The sequence below is a fragment of the Psychrobacter sp. FME13 genome (assembly GCF_014861395.1).
Classification (GTDB): Bacteria; Pseudomonadota; Gammaproteobacteria; order Pseudomonadales; family Moraxellaceae; genus Psychrobacter.
The window spans coordinates 1-18,576 of record NZ_RRYV01000056.1 but is presented as its reverse complement, the minus strand read 5'-3'; the positions used below and the strand labels follow the sequence as shown (position 1 = coordinate 18,576).

16 protein-coding genes are annotated in these 18,576 nt (G+C 40.3%); 3 read left to right on the top strand and 13 right to left on the bottom strand.

The annotated features are described in order from the left end of the window. Positions 1 to 156: 156 nt before the first annotated feature. From folP to EI164_RS08600, 3 genes are all read right to left on the bottom strand, one after another. Positions 157 to 1,050, bottom strand: coding sequence for a dihydropteroate synthase (gene folP, locus EI164_RS08610; protein ID WP_192519566.1), 894 nt, complete (start codon positions 1,048 to 1,050; stop codon positions 157 to 159). 178 nt (positions 1,051 to 1,228) lie between these two features. Beyond that, positions 1,229 to 3,124, bottom strand: a complete 1,896-nt coding sequence (ftsH, locus tag EI164_RS08605; protein ID WP_318779533.1) for an ATP-dependent zinc metalloprotease FtsH — start codon at positions 3,122 to 3,124, stop codon at positions 1,229 to 1,231. 389 nt (positions 3,125 to 3,513) lie between these two features. Further along, a complete protein-coding gene (locus EI164_RS08600; protein WP_192519568.1) occupies positions 3,514 to 4,146 on the bottom strand; it encodes an RlmE family RNA methyltransferase in 633 nt (210 codons plus the stop codon). A gap of 345 nt (positions 4,147 to 4,491) precedes the next feature. Here EI164_RS08600 and EI164_RS08595 point away from each other — a divergent pair, with 345 nt between their 5' ends. After that, positions 4,492 to 4,800 (top strand): YhbY family RNA-binding protein, encoded by a 309-nt coding sequence (locus EI164_RS08595; RefSeq protein WP_192519565.1) that lies wholly within the window; start codon positions 4,492 to 4,494, stop codon positions 4,798 to 4,800. Between the two features lie 238 nt (positions 4,801 to 5,038). After that, positions 5,039 to 5,761, top strand: coding sequence for a hypothetical protein (locus EI164_RS08590; RefSeq protein ID WP_192519564.1), 723 nt, complete (start codon positions 5,039 to 5,041; stop codon positions 5,759 to 5,761). Positions 5,762 to 5,990: 229 nt separating this feature from the next. Here EI164_RS08590 and EI164_RS08585 read toward each other — a convergent pair whose 3' ends face one another. After that, a complete protein-coding gene (locus EI164_RS08585; RefSeq protein ID WP_192519563.1) occupies positions 5,991 to 6,716 on the bottom strand; it encodes a CHAP domain-containing protein in 726 nt (241 codons plus the stop codon). Between the two features lie 250 nt (positions 6,717 to 6,966). Here EI164_RS08585 and EI164_RS08580 point away from each other — a divergent pair, with 250 nt between their 5' ends. Next, positions 6,967 to 7,482 carry a hypothetical protein gene (locus tag EI164_RS08580; RefSeq protein ID WP_192519562.1) on the top strand — a complete coding sequence of 172 codons (516 nt, stop codon included), beginning with the start codon at positions 6,967 to 6,969 and terminating at the stop codon, positions 7,480 to 7,482. A 299-nt stretch (positions 7,483 to 7,781) separates the two neighbouring features. Here EI164_RS08580 and lpxC read toward each other — a convergent pair whose 3' ends face one another. The 9 genes from lpxC to EI164_RS08535 form a co-directional block, all read right to left on the bottom strand. Continuing rightward, the gene (gene lpxC, locus EI164_RS08575; RefSeq protein WP_192519561.1) at positions 7,782 to 8,699 is read right to left on the bottom strand and encodes a UDP-3-O-acyl-N-acetylglucosamine deacetylase; all 918 of its coding nucleotides are present in this window, start codon (positions 8,697 to 8,699) and stop codon (positions 7,782 to 7,784) included. A 475-nt stretch (positions 8,700 to 9,174) separates the two neighbouring features. Then, positions 9,175 to 10,374, bottom strand: a complete 1,200-nt coding sequence (gene ftsZ, locus EI164_RS08570) for a cell division protein FtsZ (protein ID WP_192519560.1) — start codon at positions 10,372 to 10,374, stop codon at positions 9,175 to 9,177. Between the two features lie 248 nt (positions 10,375 to 10,622). After that, entirely contained in the window at positions 10,623 to 11,915 is a 1,293-nt protein-coding gene (gene ftsA, locus EI164_RS08565; protein ID WP_225739192.1) for a cell division protein FtsA, read from the bottom strand. Positions 11,916 to 12,113: 198 nt separating this feature from the next. Then, complete coding sequence (locus tag EI164_RS08560; protein ID WP_192519558.1) at positions 12,114 to 12,872, bottom strand: cell division protein FtsQ/DivIB; 759 nt, start codon at positions 12,870 to 12,872, stop codon at positions 12,114 to 12,116. 413 nt (positions 12,873 to 13,285) lie between these two features. Then, positions 13,286 to 14,212, bottom strand: coding sequence for a D-alanine--D-alanine ligase (locus EI164_RS08555; RefSeq protein ID WP_192519567.1), 927 nt, complete (start codon positions 14,210 to 14,212; stop codon positions 13,286 to 13,288). A 105-nt stretch (positions 14,213 to 14,317) separates the two neighbouring features. Beyond that, the gene (gene murC / locus EI164_RS08550; RefSeq protein WP_192519557.1) at positions 14,318 to 15,757 is read right to left on the bottom strand and encodes a UDP-N-acetylmuramate--L-alanine ligase; all 1,440 of its coding nucleotides are present in this window, start codon (positions 15,755 to 15,757) and stop codon (positions 14,318 to 14,320) included. 84 nt (positions 15,758 to 15,841) lie between these two features. Further along, positions 15,842 to 16,927, bottom strand: a complete 1,086-nt coding sequence (gene murG, locus EI164_RS08545; protein ID WP_192519556.1) for an undecaprenyldiphospho-muramoylpentapeptide beta-N-acetylglucosaminyltransferase — start codon at positions 16,925 to 16,927, stop codon at positions 15,842 to 15,844. A 324-nt stretch (positions 16,928 to 17,251) separates the two neighbouring features. Then, the gene (gene gshB, locus EI164_RS08540) at positions 17,252 to 18,223 is read right to left on the bottom strand and encodes a glutathione synthase (RefSeq protein ID WP_192519555.1); all 972 of its coding nucleotides are present in this window, start codon (positions 18,221 to 18,223) and stop codon (positions 17,252 to 17,254) included. A 33-nt stretch (positions 18,224 to 18,256) separates the two neighbouring features. Then, positions 18,257 to 18,576 (bottom strand): transposase (locus tag EI164_RS08535; RefSeq protein WP_318779513.1); only part of this gene is annotated, 320 nt, incomplete at its 5' end.

Here is an 18,576-nt window from a genome sequence, read left to right as displayed (position 1 = left end):
TAGGCTTAGATGTGTATAGCTCATGGTTGCAATCTCACTTTGGTCGGTGGATAAAAACTTTGATGCTAGCGCATCTAGGTCTTTTTTTCACCTTGCATTTGGTATTGCACTTCATGTGTTAATCTAAGTTATATTATATTTAAGCGATGTGCTCATCTAACGCTGGTACTCAGACAGCTGATGCCAGAGCGCAATTGATTGCTGCATCATCGCCACATTATGGGTTCGAATGATACTGGCACCTTGTTGTAACGCAAAAATGCCAGCTGCTGTACCTATCATATCTCGTTCTGCTGCTTGAGTCATCGCAACTGCTTTAACGCCACTGTTGGTTAATACTTCTGCTAAAAAACGCTTGCGTGAAATACCAAACATCATCGGTAAACCAAGTGCCTGTAAGCGGCTCAATTGACTTAGTAATGCGCAGTGATGCTCATAGTTTTTAGCAAAACCAAAACCTGGGTCGATAACCAGTTTGTCACGCTTGACACCGATGCTAGTCACTTCATCAACACGAGCTAATAACTCGGTACTGACATCGTTTATCACATCATTGTACTGTGCCAAACTATTCATTGTTGTGGGCTCACCGCGCATGTGCATGAGCATAACTGGTATATTAAGTTCAGCAGCTAATATGGCGGCACCCTCACGTTTAAGCGCTCTTACATCGTTCCAGATATCAGCACCTGCTTCGAATGCAGCTGCCATGACCGCTGGATTACTGGTATCAATAGACAGCCAAATATCATGACCGAAATTTTTTCGTATAGCTTTGACAACTGGTATAACACGCTTTATCTCATCACTAGTGGCTACCACATCAGCATTTGGACGAGTAGATTCACCACCAATATCAATAATAGTGGCACCTTCCGCTATCATTTGCTGACAATGATCAACTGCCTTATCTATAGCAGTAAACTGTCCTCCATCTGAGAATGAATCTGGTGTAACATTGAGTATGCCCATAATATGCGGCTGCGACAAATCTAAAGTTTTATCACGGCTAGATATTTGGTAAGTGGGTAAAGATTGGAATAGTGACATCAATAATCCATCATAAGTAAATATGTAATGTGGTTTTAATTCTTACTAGGTACTCTCATGATACCAGTAAATCTTATACTGTTCTAAACCCTTAATAAAATGACAGCAATAAAAAAGCCCTTTATGAAAAAGGGCTTTTTTAATTAACGTATTAAATCTAACTTCAATGTCTGTAAACTTACATCGCAGGTAATGGCGGCGGTGTTGGGCCTGTCGTTTTCACATCATTTTTTGACAGATTTACTTCATTGGGCTGATAGACTCTTGGTGGGCGTGGCTCTTCACCTGCTAATATATCTTGCAACTGATCACGGTCAATCGTTTCCCACTTCATCAATGCCTCAACCATAGCATGCATTTTCTCTTGGTTACCTTCGATAAGCTCACGAGCGATATCATACTGCTCTTCTAGCATACGACGTACTTCTTCATCCACCTTTTGCTGTGTGGCTTCAGAAATCGTACGATTACTAGAGCCAAAATAGCCCTGTGAACTATCTTCATCTTCGTACACCATAACACCAAGTGCATCAGACATACCATATTTGGTAACCATAGCTCGCGCCATTTTGGTTGCACGTTCAAAGTCGTTTGAGGCACCCGTTGACATCTGATTGATAAAGACTTCTTCAGCGATACGACCACCGAATAAGATTGCAATATCATTTAACATCTTAGATTTATACATGCTAGTTTGATCATGCTCAGGCAACTGCCAAGTAACACCAAGAGCAAAACCACGCGGCATAATCGTTACTTTATGTACCGGATCTGTGCCAGGTAGCAACTCAGCGACTAAGGCATGACCTGACTCATGATAAGCTGTTGCACGGCGCTCTTCTTCACGTATAACCATAGACTTACGCTCAGGACCCATATAAAGCTTGTCTTTCGCATCTTCAAAGTCATTCATATCGACACTAGTCTTGTTGCGACGCGCCGCAAACAGTGCTGCTTCGTTAACCAAGTTGGCTAGCTGTGCACCACTGAATCCAGGTGTGCCACGAGCAAGTGCATTGGCGTCCACACCAATAGTGTTTGGTAGCTTCCTCAAGTGGACTTTTAAGATTTGCTCACGGCCTTTGATATCTGGCAAGCCAACTTGTACCTGACGATCAAAACGACCTGGACGTAGCAATGCTTTATCAAGAACGTCTGCACGGTTAGTCGCGGCAATTACAATAACGCCTTCATTACCTTCAAAGCCATCCATCTCAACCAATAGTTGGTTCAGCGTCTGCTCACGCTCATCATTACCGCCACCCATACCAGAGCCACGATGACGACCGACTGCGTCAATCTCATCAATAAAAATGATACATGGTGCGCTTTTTTTCGCTTGTTCAAACATGTCACGTACACGAGATGCACCAACACCAACAAACATCTCAACAAAGTCAGAGCCTGAAATTGAGAAAAATGGTACTTTAGCCTCACCAGCAATGGCTCGTGCCAATAGTGTCTTACCAGTACCAGGTGGGCCTACCATCAAAATACCACGTGGAATGGTTGCACCAAGTTTGGTAAATTTATCTGGATCACGTAAAAAGTCAACGACCTCTACCACTTCTTCTTTGGCTTCTTCACAACCAGCCACATCTTCAAAATCGACATTAACCTGGTCTTCAGTCAGCATTTTAGCTTTAGATTTACCAAAGCTCATTGGGCCGCCACCTTTGCCGCCAGCACCACCTTGCATATTACGCATGAAGAATAAGAACAGTCCGATGATCAATAGAATCGGGAAACTGGCGATCAGTAGTTGCATCAATACGCTTTGACGCTTTGGTGCAGTCCCTTGAACTTCGACTTGGTTTTCACGCAGCAATGGCATAAGCTCGTCATCTGACACAGCAGGTCTAATGGTCTCAAAAGATGAACCATTTTTCTTCTCGCCAGTGATCTCTTCACCGTCGATTTCAACACTGGCTACTTGGTTTTCTGACACAGCGGTCACAAACTCAGAGTAGTTAAGGCTATCCGGCTCAGATGATTGATCAAAGCCGCTAAACACCAGTACTAAAACGCCGATTACCACCAGCCACAATAAGGTATTTTTTACCATGTCGCTCACTAGTTATTCCCATCCCTTACTTATTGGTGTGTTTATTAAACACGTGACGTCTATAAACGTAATACTCATTTTTGATAACTTTTTCAACACTAGAATCTTATGACCCATAACTTATGCATATTAAACTATTTATCAAAACAGATATAACATATGATAAATATCAATAACATATGACTCTATCATAGATGAGCTTATCAAGCGCTTATTGTCAGACGACTTTGCCTAAAACAAAGTTAATATACCATGATATGTGGTACTAACCTGCATAATTCAAGCAGATTTCACTATTATTCAATCAACGATTGTAATGAGTTTAATATATCAATTAGATATATTTTATGGTGACACAATATCTCATTTGCAATAGTAGTAACTCATCGCAGTCCAAACTACTTAATAGCTACCCAAAACATCTCTTTTGATCGTGGTCGTGAAGCGCCTGGTTTGATACTACGAATTTTACTAAAATCATGCTGCATCTGCTTGCGTAATTCTTGCGTTCCTTCACCTTGAAACACTTTCATAATAAGCGCGCCACCTTCTGGTAAGGTTGCTAAAGCAAAGTCCACTGCCAATTCACATAAGTACATCATACGTGGTTGATCGATAGCACTGTTACCGGCTGTATTCGGTGCCATATCAGACAACACCACATCAACTTGTCTATCACCAACCTCTGCCATGATGTTATCAAACACCTCTGCTTCACGAAAGTCGCCTTGAATAAAGGTAACATCAGGCAACGTATCCATAGCCAAAATATCAGAAGCAATCAAGATGCCTTGCTCGCCTACCAACTGACCAGCTACTTGCGACCAACTACCAGGAGCACTACCTAAATCTACGACTGTCATACCTTTTTTAATCAGGTTAGTTTTTTCATTGATCTCTAATAATTTATAAGCAGCACGGGCACGATAGCCTTCTTTTTGAGCCTTTTGCACATAATGGTCATCAATATGCTCTTTCATCCAAGCGCTGCTACTCTTTGACAGCTTTTTATTTTCGATACGCGTGGCCAAAATACCTGCTCCTATTACATTACAAAACATGAATACATATTCATTCAATAGCCATTCATTTATCAAATAGATTTTTTAGATGAGCTCAATGATTTTAAAGCAATCATCAATCAGGTCATAAACTTATTTTATAGTGTCAAACTGATCAAATTCTATGGGTTAAAACACTGTTTTATAAGACAGTAGCGTTTATAATGTGACTAAATATTTAGTTTAACATTTTCATCACGTAAAATCGTGCAAAATCCTGCTGATATCATGCAATCTGACTATAGATTATCTATAATGGTCACCAACTGCTTTTAATAGCACTGTCTTTTATTTTTACCAACACCTAGGAACTCTATGCAACTCGATAATGCTACAATCAAACGCCTAAGAGGCATTGGTCACGAACTCAAACCAATTGTGATGATTGGCAATAAAGGTATCACTCCGACCATTACTGAAGAAATCGATCGCGCTTTATCAGATCATGAACTTATTAAAGTAAAGCTGCCAGCAGGAACAAAAGAAGAGCGTGACATCGTGGGAGCTGAACTTGCAGCAGCAGCGAATGCGTCTTTGGTTCACTCTATCGGTCGTATGGCATTGTTATTACGCCAAAACCCAAATGCCAACCCGAAACTGTCTAACCTCGCACGTCACGCGTAGTATTTCTTTTATATCCACTTAATGTGCATTTTACTATCCTAAATGATTTATCAGACAGATAAATCATTTAGGTAGTACATAAAAGCCGCGATGCAATTTTGCTCGCGGCTTTTATGCTATATATATCCTATTTCATACTTATCGCTTACCCTAAATAGAATTTTTTATAAAAATGAAAGCAGTTAGCAGATAAGATATTTTATGATTCTTATTTTTAAATGTTGGACGTTATCAAATTATGAGCCAAACTTTTCATTTATGCTTAGCAAATGACACAATAGTAGCTGATGCAAAACAGCTTAATAGCACTATAGATGAACTAAAAAATATTCGTATTGCTGTTAGCCTTACAGTGATCCACCAACCAGTAATGTGTTTACAGTTTAATTATCAAATTAGCTTACCTACTCCATCTTTGATAAGCCAACTCAACTGGCCAACCTGGAAGGTAGAGCAAGTTGGCTTTGCTGACTACTTATGGGAGGAGACTTGCCTTGAGTGCTTTATCGCTGACGATCTAATTAATAACAATCGTATAGATAAAAACACATCACCCTATATTGAAATCAATGCCAGTCCAGACGGTCGTTATGCACTTTATCAATTTGAAAGCTACCGCAAGCCCGTAATTCTGCCACCTACGCCTCTGATGCTAACAGACAATAAAACACGTGCTTCTATTGATTGGAGCGGCTATATCAAACCAGCCATAACCCTAACACAAACTAAGACATCTGAACCTTCATCGAAAACCTCCAAACCTATTGATTTTGAACAAAGCTTCAATATACCTATAACCCAAGTATCTAATAACAAATATGCCATGTATGGCACGCCTATCGAGTACATACACCCCTGTGTTATTTTATGGCTAAATAAAACTGCTCTATACTTTGCAGTCTCTCATCCGACACCGCCTGATTTTCATAATTGCCATTACTGGTCAAAAGGTGAAATTTAACTCGGCTAGGCTGTACTCTCATTCGAACAATGGTTATAAGAACTAGGACACATCTTAGGTTATTAAAACCACCTTTTCTAATCAATACTCAAGCAACAAAAAGCCTAACACTCTCAATTAAAACCTGCTACTCAAAATAAAAAACTCAGTAATGTTATAAACAACATTACTGAGTCTAGAAAAAGTGTTCAATTGAATACACTCATATGCGTAGCTAACTGACTACTAACTATTTGTCAGCCATAGCAAGATAGATACCACGATTTGATGCATCATCAACGTATTTTGAATCACGCCATGTCGTATAATTATGATGACCACTGTATGGGCTTATACTGTTTTGACGGAAGTCAGATACCCAGTCATTACCATCAAATATTTGAATATGACCATGTGGACGTCTTGAGGTTCGATCGTAAACAACCACATCACCGACTTGTGGTTGCGTATCGTTACTAATTTTAGTAAAACCAGCTTGCGCTAGCGTGCCACGAGAGGCGTATTGATAGGCTGAAGGATTAGGCGTAAATTCATAACCAGCTGATTGCAGTGCTTTACGTACATAACGAGCACAATAACCAGAACTTCTAGATAAAGCAGCTCGCGATGCATTTGCTGCTGCAATAGCAGGCGCTGAATAACGATCAGGAACAAGACTTGCTTGCTGCTGACGCTGCTCATAAGACAAACGGCTGGTCAACGAAGCAAGCTGATATTCTTTTTGCTTAGCATGTGCGCTTAAACTATCGATGGCTTGGCTGATCTCATCATTACTATATACATGAGCACCACTTTTAGTGCTATAGATGTTGCTACTAGAAGCGTAGTTCGCAGTAGGAACAGTGGATCTACTATGACTCAAGGTATTATTTGGCTGAAAGGTGGTTTCGACAGCACCATTTGCCTGTGCTATACCCATTCCCAATACTGACAAAATTAATAAAGCTTGTTTCATAAATTTACTACCTATTGTTAATACCAGACCGCTCGTCATCCATAACGAAGCATCAATTAAGTTAGGAGGATATAATCATTAAACAAACATGATAAAATCCTAATTACAACATTTCGCTCTTTCTTCTGTAATGACTAATACAGATATAAATATCTGACTAGTCAGCTCTCACACAAATCGTTTAACATATATCTCTTTAGCATATCTGTTATGAGTATCGATTTTGTCACCTATTAGATGAGTCATTACGATGTCAAAAAAACAACCTAATCGGCTTGCCCAGCTTATCGATCACCAAGCTTTTGCTGGTAGCGCACTACCTCAAACACTTGCTGATAATATGCGTCTATATATACAAACGACCAATGAGGTAAAAGAGCTATTGGTAGACTGTCTACCTGAGGAAATCCTCAATACCTGTTGGGTCGTAGGCTTCACTTCTGAACAGTTAATACTCAGTGTTGGCTCAATAACTGCTGCGAATCACATCCGTTATCTACAAAATGCTTATTTGCAAGTACTAACAGAGCAATCAATTACATTTAAACAACTCAAAAAAATCCGCGTCGTAGTCGTTAGTAAATCGAATAATAATCACTCATCTAAGCAAGCATCAACACTCTCAACAGAATTTTCTAAGGCTGATAAAGCTAATGAAAATCAGGTGCTTAGCCAAAACATAAAACGGACTATATCACAGGCTGCAGAGCATGTCACCACTGATGAAAACCTCAAAAAAGCACTATTACGCTTAGCAAAACATTAAAAAGACTCGGCTGTTTAATGTAAAGTTATGTAAATAAGAATGTAAAAATCGAATAAAAACAATGGAAGTTTGTAATGGAGCAAATAAAAAAAATCATCTGTTGGCTCTATTCATAATATGAATAGAGCCAACAGATGATTTAAAAACTATCTACAGCTTTTGCATACTCTAGCTTAGAGTAAAGCTATCAAAATAATATTGAGTGTGTATTCATATTTTTTAATATTATAAAGATGTAATTATAGACGCCGTATGTAATATTGCGTCAATGTTTCGATACTTCCTGTATATTCCCCTCTTCACGCTTCAACAACTAGCCCTTTCATCGGTAAATATTCAATAGGACAGGTTACATTGTCATCAAAAGTTACAATTTCAAAGTTATCATGGTTAGATAAAATCTCTCGCACCAATAAGTTATTTAACGCATGACCAGATTTGTAAGCGTTAAAACGACCTATAATTGGATAACCAATCAAATATAAATCACCCAAGGCGTCTAAAATTTTATGGCGAACAAACTCATCATTAAAACGCAAACCTTCTTCGTTAAGAATGTTTGCCTCATCAATAACAATAGCATTGTCCATACTGCCACCCAATGCCAAGTTATTCTGACGTAGTGCTTCAATATCACGTAAAAAACCAAAAGTACGTGCCGAGCTCAATTGCTCAATGAAGTTTTGCGTAGAAAACTGTAGTTGTGCATGTTGAAAGTCTTTATCGATGGCAGGATGATCAAAATCAATTTCAAAATTCAACTCAAACCCTTCATAAGGGCGCAACTCTGCCCATTTATCATCCACTTTCACTCGTACTGGTCGTACAATCTTAATGAACTTTTTTGCAGCTTCTTGTTCACACAACCCAGCATCAAGTAACAGTGCAACGAAAGGCGCTGCACTACCATCCATAATAGGTATTTCAGCGGCAGAAACACGGATTAAAAGATTATCGACTCCAAGTCCAGCAATCGCACTCAGCAAATGCTCGACCGTACCAACCCGTGTACCACCAAATACAAGATTAGAGGACATCATGGTATCTTGTACCAAACAAGCACTGGCTGGAATAGCTTGACTGCCTTCGATATCAGAACGCTCGAAAACAATACCAGTATTCACTGGCTGTGGATGAAACTCCAAGTCAACAGGCTGACCACTATGAAGACCTGTACCTGTCACAGCTATCGCAGTTTTTATAGTTCTTTGGTTCATGACTGTCTTCTCACATATTTTGTTACAATTGCCATAGTGTACCATTACAGACCACTAGTTCGCCACAGTTAAAACCTGCTATTTTTCTTATCTCCTTGATTGATAACACTTATCACACCAAGCTGAAACTATTTTCATGATCTAAAAACATAATTATTCCTATGTATGTAGCCATATTAAAGTCGATATTTATTATCGAGATATGTCTTATGCTACTACTCGTTAATAATTAGTGATTCTTAAAATGCTACCTCTATAGTCAAAGAAATCTAAAATGGGTACAAGGTAATCGACTACAGATTGTACAGGCAATATATCTAAGAAGGTATAACACCCTAGCAACTTAGTAGTTCACCGACTATATCTATTACAAGGATCATAGAATAACGCTTTTGCAAACAGATATACTTTATCTATAACCACAAAAAAGCCAGCGATTAACGCTGGCTTTTGCAGTTCATGATACCTAAAAATACTATTTATTTTGTTGGCGTTTTAGATAATCTTGAATACTGTTGGTTTTAGTTTTAGGCTGCTCTTGTGATGGGTTCGAACGAACAGTACTATCTTGATACATCTTAGCTTGAGACTGTTTTTGGCTATTTAGCGCACTGGTATGCAAGTTAGGATCAACTGGCTGAGTACTGTTCACAGAAGGTACAACTTGTTCCGCTACTTCAGGCTCCTTACCGGCGTTTTCATCTAAAGTCAAACCTGTTGCAATAACAGTCACATGTAAATCATCACCCATTTTTTCATCAATGACTGAACCATAAAAAATATGAGCATCATCAATATCAGTAATCTCTTCCACTATTATGCTGATTTTGCTCATTTCATCTAGCGATAACGACTCAGAAGAAATAACGTTAACCAATAGACCCTTAGCATTCTCTAAACGCAAATCATCAAGTAATGGTGATCTGATGGCTTTTTCCGTCGCTTGACGTGCACGATCGTCCCCACTTGCACGGCCAATACCCATCATTGCATGACCTTTAGCAGTCATCGCAGTACGAATATCGTTGAAATCGATATTAATCATACCTTCGCTAGCGATGGTTTCAGCAATACCTTGCACCGCATGCAGTAGTACATCATCCGCTTTTTTAAACGCGTCTTGCATAGAAATATTGCCGTACACACTCATTAATTTATCATTTGGAATAGTAATGATAGAGTCAACGAAGTTAGTTAGCTGCTCGATACCGGCTTTCGCCGCCTTGATACGCTTACCGCCTTCAAATTTAAATGGTGTGGTCACAACCGCTACCGTCAACACTTCCATTTCCTTAGCAATACGAGCAACCACTGGTGCTGCACCTGTACCTGTACCGCCACCCATACCAGCCGTAATAAACACCATATCTGAATGTTCGAGTAATGCACGGATAGATTCTTCTTCGCTTTCTGCCGCTTCACGACCAACTTCTGGGTTTGCACCTGCACCTAGACCACGGTTGGTTTTTGCACCCAGCTGTAGTTTATGCGGCGCAGTTAGACGATCAAGTGCTTGTTTGTCCGTATTGGCACAAACAAACGTTACACCTCTAATTCCTTGTTGTACCATATGTTCAACTGCATTACCGCCACCGCCGCCAACACCGAATACAGTGAAGCTCGCTTGGCCGTTATTTTGAAGCTGGTTATCATCTGGCATGGTGTATTTTGACATAAAAAAGATTCTCCAGTTGCAGATAGCGTGATGATTAATACGTGGTAACGCACTCATATGGCGCACTATCGACATACTATATATAAATGTATTTAAATAAAATAGGGCTATGGCTTAATATTTTAGCGTAGATGACAATAGGTCATCATTACACAAATCATTACTTTTTATATTACTTCATTTTTTGCTTAAATAATTTAGGTCTATTCTACAAAGTGCTAGCTTTCTTGGCATTTTATCAAGAAACACTATAGTATTTTTTTTAGTACACTCGCAAAACGTTGCCCCGCACTTTGAAAAATACTCGTGACTCTATTTTCCTGAAGGGCTTCAGGTTCGCTTTTTTCACTACGACGGAACTGCTCGCTTTGACTATATAGTAGTGTACCAAATGCCGTTTGATAAGTACGATCGTTAACCTGAATATTCAACTGCTTGAATGATTCATCATTATCAAACTGGTTATACGCACTAATTGCAGGATGCGTATTGGTCAACACGACTGGCATTTTGAGTAGTTTCTTAGCAAAAGGTATCATACCTTTGATCACGCTACCGCCACCAGTAAGAACGATACCTTTATCAATATAGCCAATTAAGTCGGCCTCATGTAGCTGACGAGCAACTTCCGTAAATATTTGGATATAGCGAGCCTCAATAATACGAGCTAAATTATAAATATTGATATTGATCTCGTCACCTGACCCTTGTGGTTTAAAGAGAAAGAATGAGCTGGGATCAACACTATGTACATCAGCAGTACCATGAGTCTTTTTGAGCTTTTCAGCTTCAATCATTGAGATACCAAAGTCAGCAGAAATATCCATAGTAACTTCATGGCTACCAGTCGCAATACAATGGGTAAATATCAGTTTATTTTCTTTATAAACACAAATGCTGGTGGTGCTCGCACCAATATCTACCAAACACACACCCTGTTGGCGCTCATCGCTCATTAGGCTATATTCAGCACTGGTCACAGCATCAAAAACGATATGATCAATACCAACGTCACAACTTTGCAGTAACTTCTGAATATTTTGGCGACTAGATACTGGCATCATCATCATGTGATACATCACAGTAATGTTATGTGCCATTGTCTCAATAGCATCATCAACTATAAAATCTTGATCGTTAACATAAATACCTTGCTGACAACAATGCATCAAGTAATAGTCTGATGGTAGATCTCGTGACTTAGCGTTTGACAAAGCTTGTACCATATCTTTAGCACGTACTACGTCATCCTCTACTTGCACTTCACCTGCACTATTTTTACTAAATAACTCAGGTGTTGCCAATGTCAGCCACACACTATGTACACGGCAATTGGCTGTATCTTCTGCTTCTTGAATAGCTTGTTTAATAGCTCCCTGCAAACGTTCTCGATGCTTTATTTGACCTTGATAAAAACCACTATTTTTAACTTGTCCCACGCCCAAAATGCGGATGTCTTTTGCAGAGACAACGCTACCGATAACGACATAGACTGCCGTGGCACTTAGATGGACAACAACCAGATTTTCAGTATTTTTCATGGTACCAGACAAATTATTATCGCTAAACAGGAGACCAAATGACGTCTCCATTAGATCATTTAAAAAAGCGCTATCAATACACTATAATGTAGTGTATTCAGTGCTAAATACTATCGAAACTGCTAAAACTAAAAAGTTTCATCGTTCTTTATTTTCTACTATCTATACTCTTTCATATATCTATAGCGCTACTATTTTTTAAGAAATAGTAAAGCCATTTTTATAACGCAAATCTACCGATTGAATCTCATCTTGACGCTCGCTTAGTTGGTTACTAAGCAACTGACTCAAATTTAATAGTTTTTGTGCGGTATTTTCATTATCTACAATAATACGTAGCCCACTATCAAAACGAATCAACCATGTCATTCTTGGTGACAAAATAATATCTTCGACTTGCATACCAAGTGGCGAATACCAATCATTGACTTGCTGCATTTGCTGCATAATAACTGGTGCTTGACGTATTTCACCTTGCAAAGTAGCAAATTTTTCTTGCCTCAAGTCTCTGCTATCTGCAGGAACGAATACAGCACCTTTTGCATCAACCAAACGCTCTGTACCAAAATTAGCCACTGCTTGTTTCGGTAATGCAGTCACAACAATACCACGCTGCCAATCACGAGAAACGCTTACTTGGTCAACCCAAGCCAGACCAATGGATATATCTCTCAGTGCCTGCAGATCAGAGGTAAAAAAACTACTCACCTCTTGCTGATCCATTATTTGTTGCAATGAGCGATATTGAACGTCTGTCAAACCTTCATGATTGACATGAATAGCAGCTGGCGGCGCATCACGTAATGCTTTCCCACCCATAATCAATATTAGGACTAGCAATCCTAGTACCATGGCCATAAAAAAATATCTGACCGTGTTTGGTACTTGAAGCTTGTTTTGTGGGCGATGGGTTTTATCACTCATCAAGTCAGTTACCTTGTTGACAGTTTGAGCCATAACGACCTTTACCCCTATATTTGCATAATAATGATCATGCTAATTATTAATTTGAGTATGCCTATAGTGCGCAGAAGCCTATTGAGTCGATATATTATCAAAGTCTTTGACTAAAACAATTTATATGATGCTATTAAACACATTTAAACGTAACATTTTTCTTAACTTACGGCTTATATTCACAAAATAACATAAACATTGCCCATAGTGGCCTATAACATACAATATTAACGTATTTTATGATCAAACAATAGCCTAACGCTTACTGGTAACAACGAATTTACACAAGTTTACATGAAGCTGTGGTATAGCAGTTCTAGCGATACATTAACATATGCGTATCCCTATTTTTAACATAGAAATAGGCTTTAGACTTGTTCAAATCAATATATGTACCAGTAGTGAAAACTTCACTATAACGTTTGCGCCAAAATATGCCAGCATAGAGTATCAAAGTCCATACCTCGAGCCTTAGCGGCCATCGGAACCAAGCTGTGACTAGTCATACCTGGTACAGTATTGATTTCCAGTAACCAAAAATTTCCTGCAGCATCTTGCATAGCATCGATACGACCCCATCCTTTTGCTTCAACAGCCCTAAATGCTGCTAGACTTAAATCCTGTAAATGTTTTTCATCGGTAGCGCTCAACCCGCAAGGAATATAATAGCTCGTATCATTACGGTTATATTTGGCTTCAAAGTCATAAAAATTCGTAATATCAGCGGGCTCTAGACGAATAACGGGATACGCCTCATCATCGATGATGACAATTGTAAACTCGCGCCCAGTGATCCAACGCTCAGCCATTACCGCATCACCGCACTGCACAGCAGTTGCATAAGCAGCAGGAAGCTCATCAAGATTATTGACTTTCGTCATACCAATGCTTGAGCCTTCGTGAACGGGTTTGATAATCAATGGTAGTCCTAGCATGTTGACCACTTGCTGCCAGTCAGTATCTGCGGTCAGTAATGAAAAGGGCGCTGTCGCCAAACCACAACCTTGCCACAACTGCTTGGTGCGTACTTTGTCCATACCTAGTGCTGATGCCAAGATTCCTGAACCAGTTTGTGGAATATCAAACCATTGCAACACGCCTTGCAACAAACCATCTTCGCCACCGCGACCATGCAAAACGTTGAACACGCGATCATACGCACGTAACTCAGTGATGTCTTGGTGCTTAGGATCAAAATGCGTGGCATCAACTCCTTGGTTCTGCAATGCTTGCAATACCGCTGCACCACTGTCTAAAGAAATAATACGCTCATTACTACTGCCACCGTAGACGACTGCAACTTTACCAAACTGACTAGCATCTTTTACATTACTGTTCATATTGTTTGAAACCCCTGCATTTTCAGCAGTATCTATGGCTTCATGTTTTGTATTCTTCTGATCATTATTTGTCGTCATGAGGACAGTTCCTAAAGTTCTTTTAGCTTACTTGATGTAAAGGTTATTTGCAGCCAAATCAACAGCGATCTGTCCTACATTACCAGCACCTTGGGTAATCAGCATATCATTGGCTTTCAATAAACGCTGCATTACAGGCGCCAAATTGTCTTTATCTACAATCGTCGGCTCAACTTCACCACGTAAACGAATACTACGTGCCAACGACTTGGTATCAGCACCTGCAATCGGCGTTTCACCTGCTGAATATACATCTAATAATAATAGCTCATCGACGCTTGATAGCACTTCGACAAAATCATCGTAGCAGTCACGCGTACGACTGAAACGGTGTGGCTGAAATAACATGACTAAGCGACGATCAGGGAAACTTTGACGGGCAGCTTTGATAGTCGCATCGACTTCTTTTGGGTGATGACCATAATCATCAATCAATAGAACATTACCATCATCAATATCTACAGAAGCTTGCTGCTCAAAGCGGCGGCCAACGCCTTCGAACTTCTGAAGTGCACGGGTAATCGCTGCATCATCGACCCCTTCATCAGTCGCCATGGTTATAGCGGCCAGTGCATTATAGACATTGTGAGTACCAGGAATATTGAGTGTCAAACGTAATGGTTCACGGTCACGGCGCAAAACAGTAAAGTGCGTCTTGGTGCCTTCAGTGACTAGGTCAATACCCTGCACATCATTAAAAGGCTCGAGTCCGAAGGTTAATACAGGTCGACCGATGTCATCAATCATCGCGTAAAGTTCTGGGTCATCACCGCATACCACTGCCAAACCATAAAACGGCATGTTTTGTAAAAACTGAATATAAGCCGCTTTTAGCTTATCAAAACTGTTCTCATAGGTTTCCATATGATCTTGATCGATATTAGTTACGATCGCAGCCATAGGGTGCAAAGATAAAAAAGATGCATCAGATTCATCGGCTTCTGCAACTAAAAAACGACTGCTACCTAGTGCCGCATTTTTACCAGAGGCATTTAATTTACCACCGATGACATATGTAGGATCGAGCTGACCTTCTGCCATCATCGTAGTGAGCAAACTAGTCGTTGTGGTCTTACCATGAGCACCTGCAACAGCAATACTGTGGCGATAGCGCATCAACTCGCCCAGCATATCCGCGCGACGTACCACTGGCAAGCGTGCCTCAAGCGCAGCTTTAATCTCAGGGTTACTACGGTCAATCGCTGATGATACGACGATAACATCCGCATTGGCGATGTTTTTTGAGTCGTGACCAATGGATATATCAATACCAATTTGCTGTAGACGACGTGTAACTACACTCTCAGCAATATCAGATCCACTGACTTCATACCCTTGATTACTCATCACCTCTGCAATGCCACACATTCCTGAACCACCAATACCTACAAAGTGTAAATGCTGAATACGGCGCATTTCTGGTATTTCAATCAAACGCTTAGGTAAAGCTTTTGCAGAAGTAGGCATAAGAAATTCTCTTTATTAAAGGCGAGTAAAATGTAGTAAATTAAAATAATTGGTCATAAAAATAGCCGCTGATAGAATCACAAACTATAGGGCTTGCCAAATAATATCAGCAACCTGCTTACTGGCACTGCGATTGGCAAGAGCGTGACCTTTTTTGGCCATTGCTAAACAGCTCGCTCTATCAAGGGAAGAAAGCTCTTCACTCAAACGCTGTGACGTAAGCTCTGACTGGGGCAATAAAATCGCGGCATCATGTGAAGTTAGTGTCTTAGCATTGGCAGTTTGGTGATCGTCAACGGCATGTGGTAGCGGCACAAAAATAGCGGCGATACCGACATTCTGAATTTCCGTCACCGTCAATGCACCTGCGCGGCAAACAATAATATCAGCCCAATTATATGCTGCCGCCATATCATCGATAAACGGCTGTACGACAAACTTATGAATGCTTAAATCCTGCTCATCATAAGCCGCTTGTGTGGCTGCCTCATTATTACGACCACATTGGTGACGCACTTCAAAAGCATGATTCATCAGTGCCAATGATTTAGGCACTGTCTCATTCAATACTTGCGCGCCAAGTGAGCCACCAACCACAAGTAATTTAAGCGGTGAGCTATCATTGACATCATAGCGCACGGTTGGTTCATCGACCCCAGTAATAGCATTACGTACTGGATTACCAACTGTCTCTAATTTTGCATCAAGCTCACTATTGGCAAACGTATCCTCAAAGGCTTGCAATACTTTGGTCGCCATCTTAGACAAATAACGATTACTCATGCCAGCGATGGCATTTTGCTCATGGATAATCAGTGGCGTCTTGGTCAACCGTGCGGCAATACCACCAGGCGCGGTCACATAACCACCAAAGCCGACAACAATATCAATCTGATTGTTACGAATTACTTTTATAGCAGCCATCGTCGCTGCCAACAAAGTCACTGGCAGCTTTAATAAGCGCCCTATTCCCTTACCACGTAACCCTTGCATGTCGATAGCATGAAAACTATAGCCAGTTGGTTGAACCAAGCCATTTTCCATACCATTTGGGGTGCCTAACCAATGGATAACAGCACCGCGCTGAGTCAATTCTTCAGCCACTGCCAATGCAGGGAAAACATGCCCGCCTGTACCAGCAGCCATCATTAATATATGCGGTGTCTTCATGTATATCTGCCTATCTTTTTTGTTTATATAAAGAACTTATTACTCTACCAACATTCAAATCATCAACAAATAACGACTCTATAAAATATCGCATAGTATAGTGTAAATAGTGAGCTTATATATAGTATTTTATTCATTATCAATAACAAAAATCCAAGTCGTGAGTAACCGCGACTTGGCTTTGATAAACATGGTGAGACAATGATAAAGTCGCTCTTATTTATAGCGTATCAATACAACATACTAGCATAACCATTTTTTACCATTGTTCAGATACCTTAAAAATAAATCACTCTATTATTGCTAGAGCCAGCACTCAGTTGCTCAAATGACCAATTTATTTTCAATAGCAATGATAAAGTCGGTTGCAATATCTGTACCGCACTGATCATCAATCTCGCGTACACAGGTCGGACTAGTGACATTAATCTCAGTGATACGGCCACCGATTAGGTCCAAACCAACGAACATTAGACCTTTTTCCTTAACGATCGGTGCAACCACTTCAGCTACTTGGCGCTCAACGTCCGTTAACGGCATAGCCACACCGCGACCACCAGCAGCCAGATTACCTCGGGTTTCGCCTTTGCTCGGAATACGAGCCAACGAATAGTCCACTACTACCCCATCGACAATGAGTACACGCTTGTCACCATCTTTGATTTCTGGTAGATAACGCTGTGCCATGATGGGTAATGTTTCAAGCTCTGTGAGCATCTCAAGCGTGGCACCAATATTGGGACTATCAGCAGTTAAACGAAAAATCCCTGTGCCGCCCATACCATCTAACGGTTTGACGATAACGTCTTGCTGCTCAGTGATGAACTTGCGAATATGTGCTTGTTTGCTGGTCACAATCGTTGGGCTCATATAGTTGCTAAACCAAGTGGCAAACAGTTTCTCATTACAGTCACGAATCGCTTGTGGATCATTGACCACTAATACGCCTGCAGCTTTGGCATGATCGAGCATATAGGTCGTATAGATAAAACGCATATCAAACGGTGGATCTTTACGCATCAAGATCACATCATAGTCGCCCACTGGCCCTGTTGCTTTATCGCCCAATGTATAAAAATCTGTAGGATCACGCTTCACTTTAAGCGGCTGTGTATCAACCATCAACTGACCACGGTCCAACCACAAGTCATGAATCTGACAGTAACCAAGCTGATGTCCGCGATCTTGAGCGGCCCACATCATGGCTAGGCTGGTGTCTTTTTTATAGTTAACCTGCTCAATAGGATCCATAATGACGAGTATATTTAGCGATTTTTCTTGTTTTGGTTGGCTCATGATAAGACTCACTTACGTTATATTACCCCACTCTCAACTTGAAATAAGCAAATCAAACTGAAGAGGCGGGTTACCAAGTTTTTTATTGAGTACAAAGCACAGATTATGCGACAGAATCTTACGAATCAATCGATGAGACAAATGCCATAAATCTCTTGCTCGTACCTTTTGTATATTAAATCGTTCTGATAACTGACCAATGACTGTTTCAACGATACGGCGGGCTTTCATTAGCCGTCTTACCACAGGTTTGGGTCTATCTTCTTTCATATTAGCTCTGAGTGGCGTTTGTAAATCTACTCCTTGAGCGTCGTAGTACGATGTCAGACTCGGGCTGATATACCCTTTATCAG

Excerpts from the sequence above, each read along its gene's own strand:
- folP (WP_192519566.1), bottom strand. The coding sequence starts at position 1,050 with ATGTCACTATTCCAATCTTTACCCACTTACCAAATATCTAGCCGTGAT.
- EI164_RS08595 (WP_192519565.1), top strand. The coding sequence starts at position 4,492 with ATGCAACTCGATAATGCTACAATCAAACGCCTAAGAGGCATTGGTCAC.
- EI164_RS08590 (WP_192519564.1), top strand. The coding sequence starts at position 5,039 with ATGAGCCAAACTTTTCATTTATGCTTAGCAAATGACACAATAGTAGCT.
- EI164_RS08585 (WP_192519563.1), bottom strand. The coding sequence starts at position 6,716 with ATGAAACAAGCTTTATTAATTTTGTCAGTATTGGGAATGGGTATAGCA.
- EI164_RS08580 (WP_192519562.1), top strand. The coding sequence starts at position 6,967 with ATGTCAAAAAAACAACCTAATCGGCTTGCCCAGCTTATCGATCACCAA.
- lpxC (WP_192519561.1), bottom strand. The coding sequence starts at position 8,699 with ATGAACCAAAGAACTATAAAAACTGCGATAGCTGTGACAGGTACAGGT.
- ftsZ (WP_192519560.1), bottom strand. The coding sequence starts at position 10,374 with ATGTCAAAATACACCATGCCAGATGATAACCAGCTTCAAAATAACGGC.
- ftsA (WP_225739192.1), bottom strand. The coding sequence starts at position 11,915 with ATGAAAAATACTGAAAATCTGGTTGTTGTCCATCTAAGTGCCACGGCA.
- EI164_RS08560 (WP_192519558.1), bottom strand. The coding sequence starts at position 12,872 with ATGGCTCAAACTGTCAACAAGGTAACTGACTTGATGAGTGATAAAACC.
- EI164_RS08555 (WP_192519567.1), bottom strand. The coding sequence starts at position 14,212 with ATGAACAGTAATGTAAAAGATGCTAGTCAGTTTGGTAAAGTTGCAGTC.
- murC (WP_192519557.1), bottom strand. The coding sequence starts at position 15,757 with ATGCCTACTTCTGCAAAAGCTTTACCTAAGCGTTTGATTGAAATACCA.
- murG (WP_192519556.1), bottom strand. The coding sequence starts at position 16,927 with ATGAAGACACCGCATATATTAATGATGGCTGCTGGTACAGGCGGGCAT.
- gshB (WP_192519555.1), bottom strand. The coding sequence starts at position 18,223 with ATGAGCCAACCAAAACAAGAAAAATCGCTAAATATACTCGTCATTATG.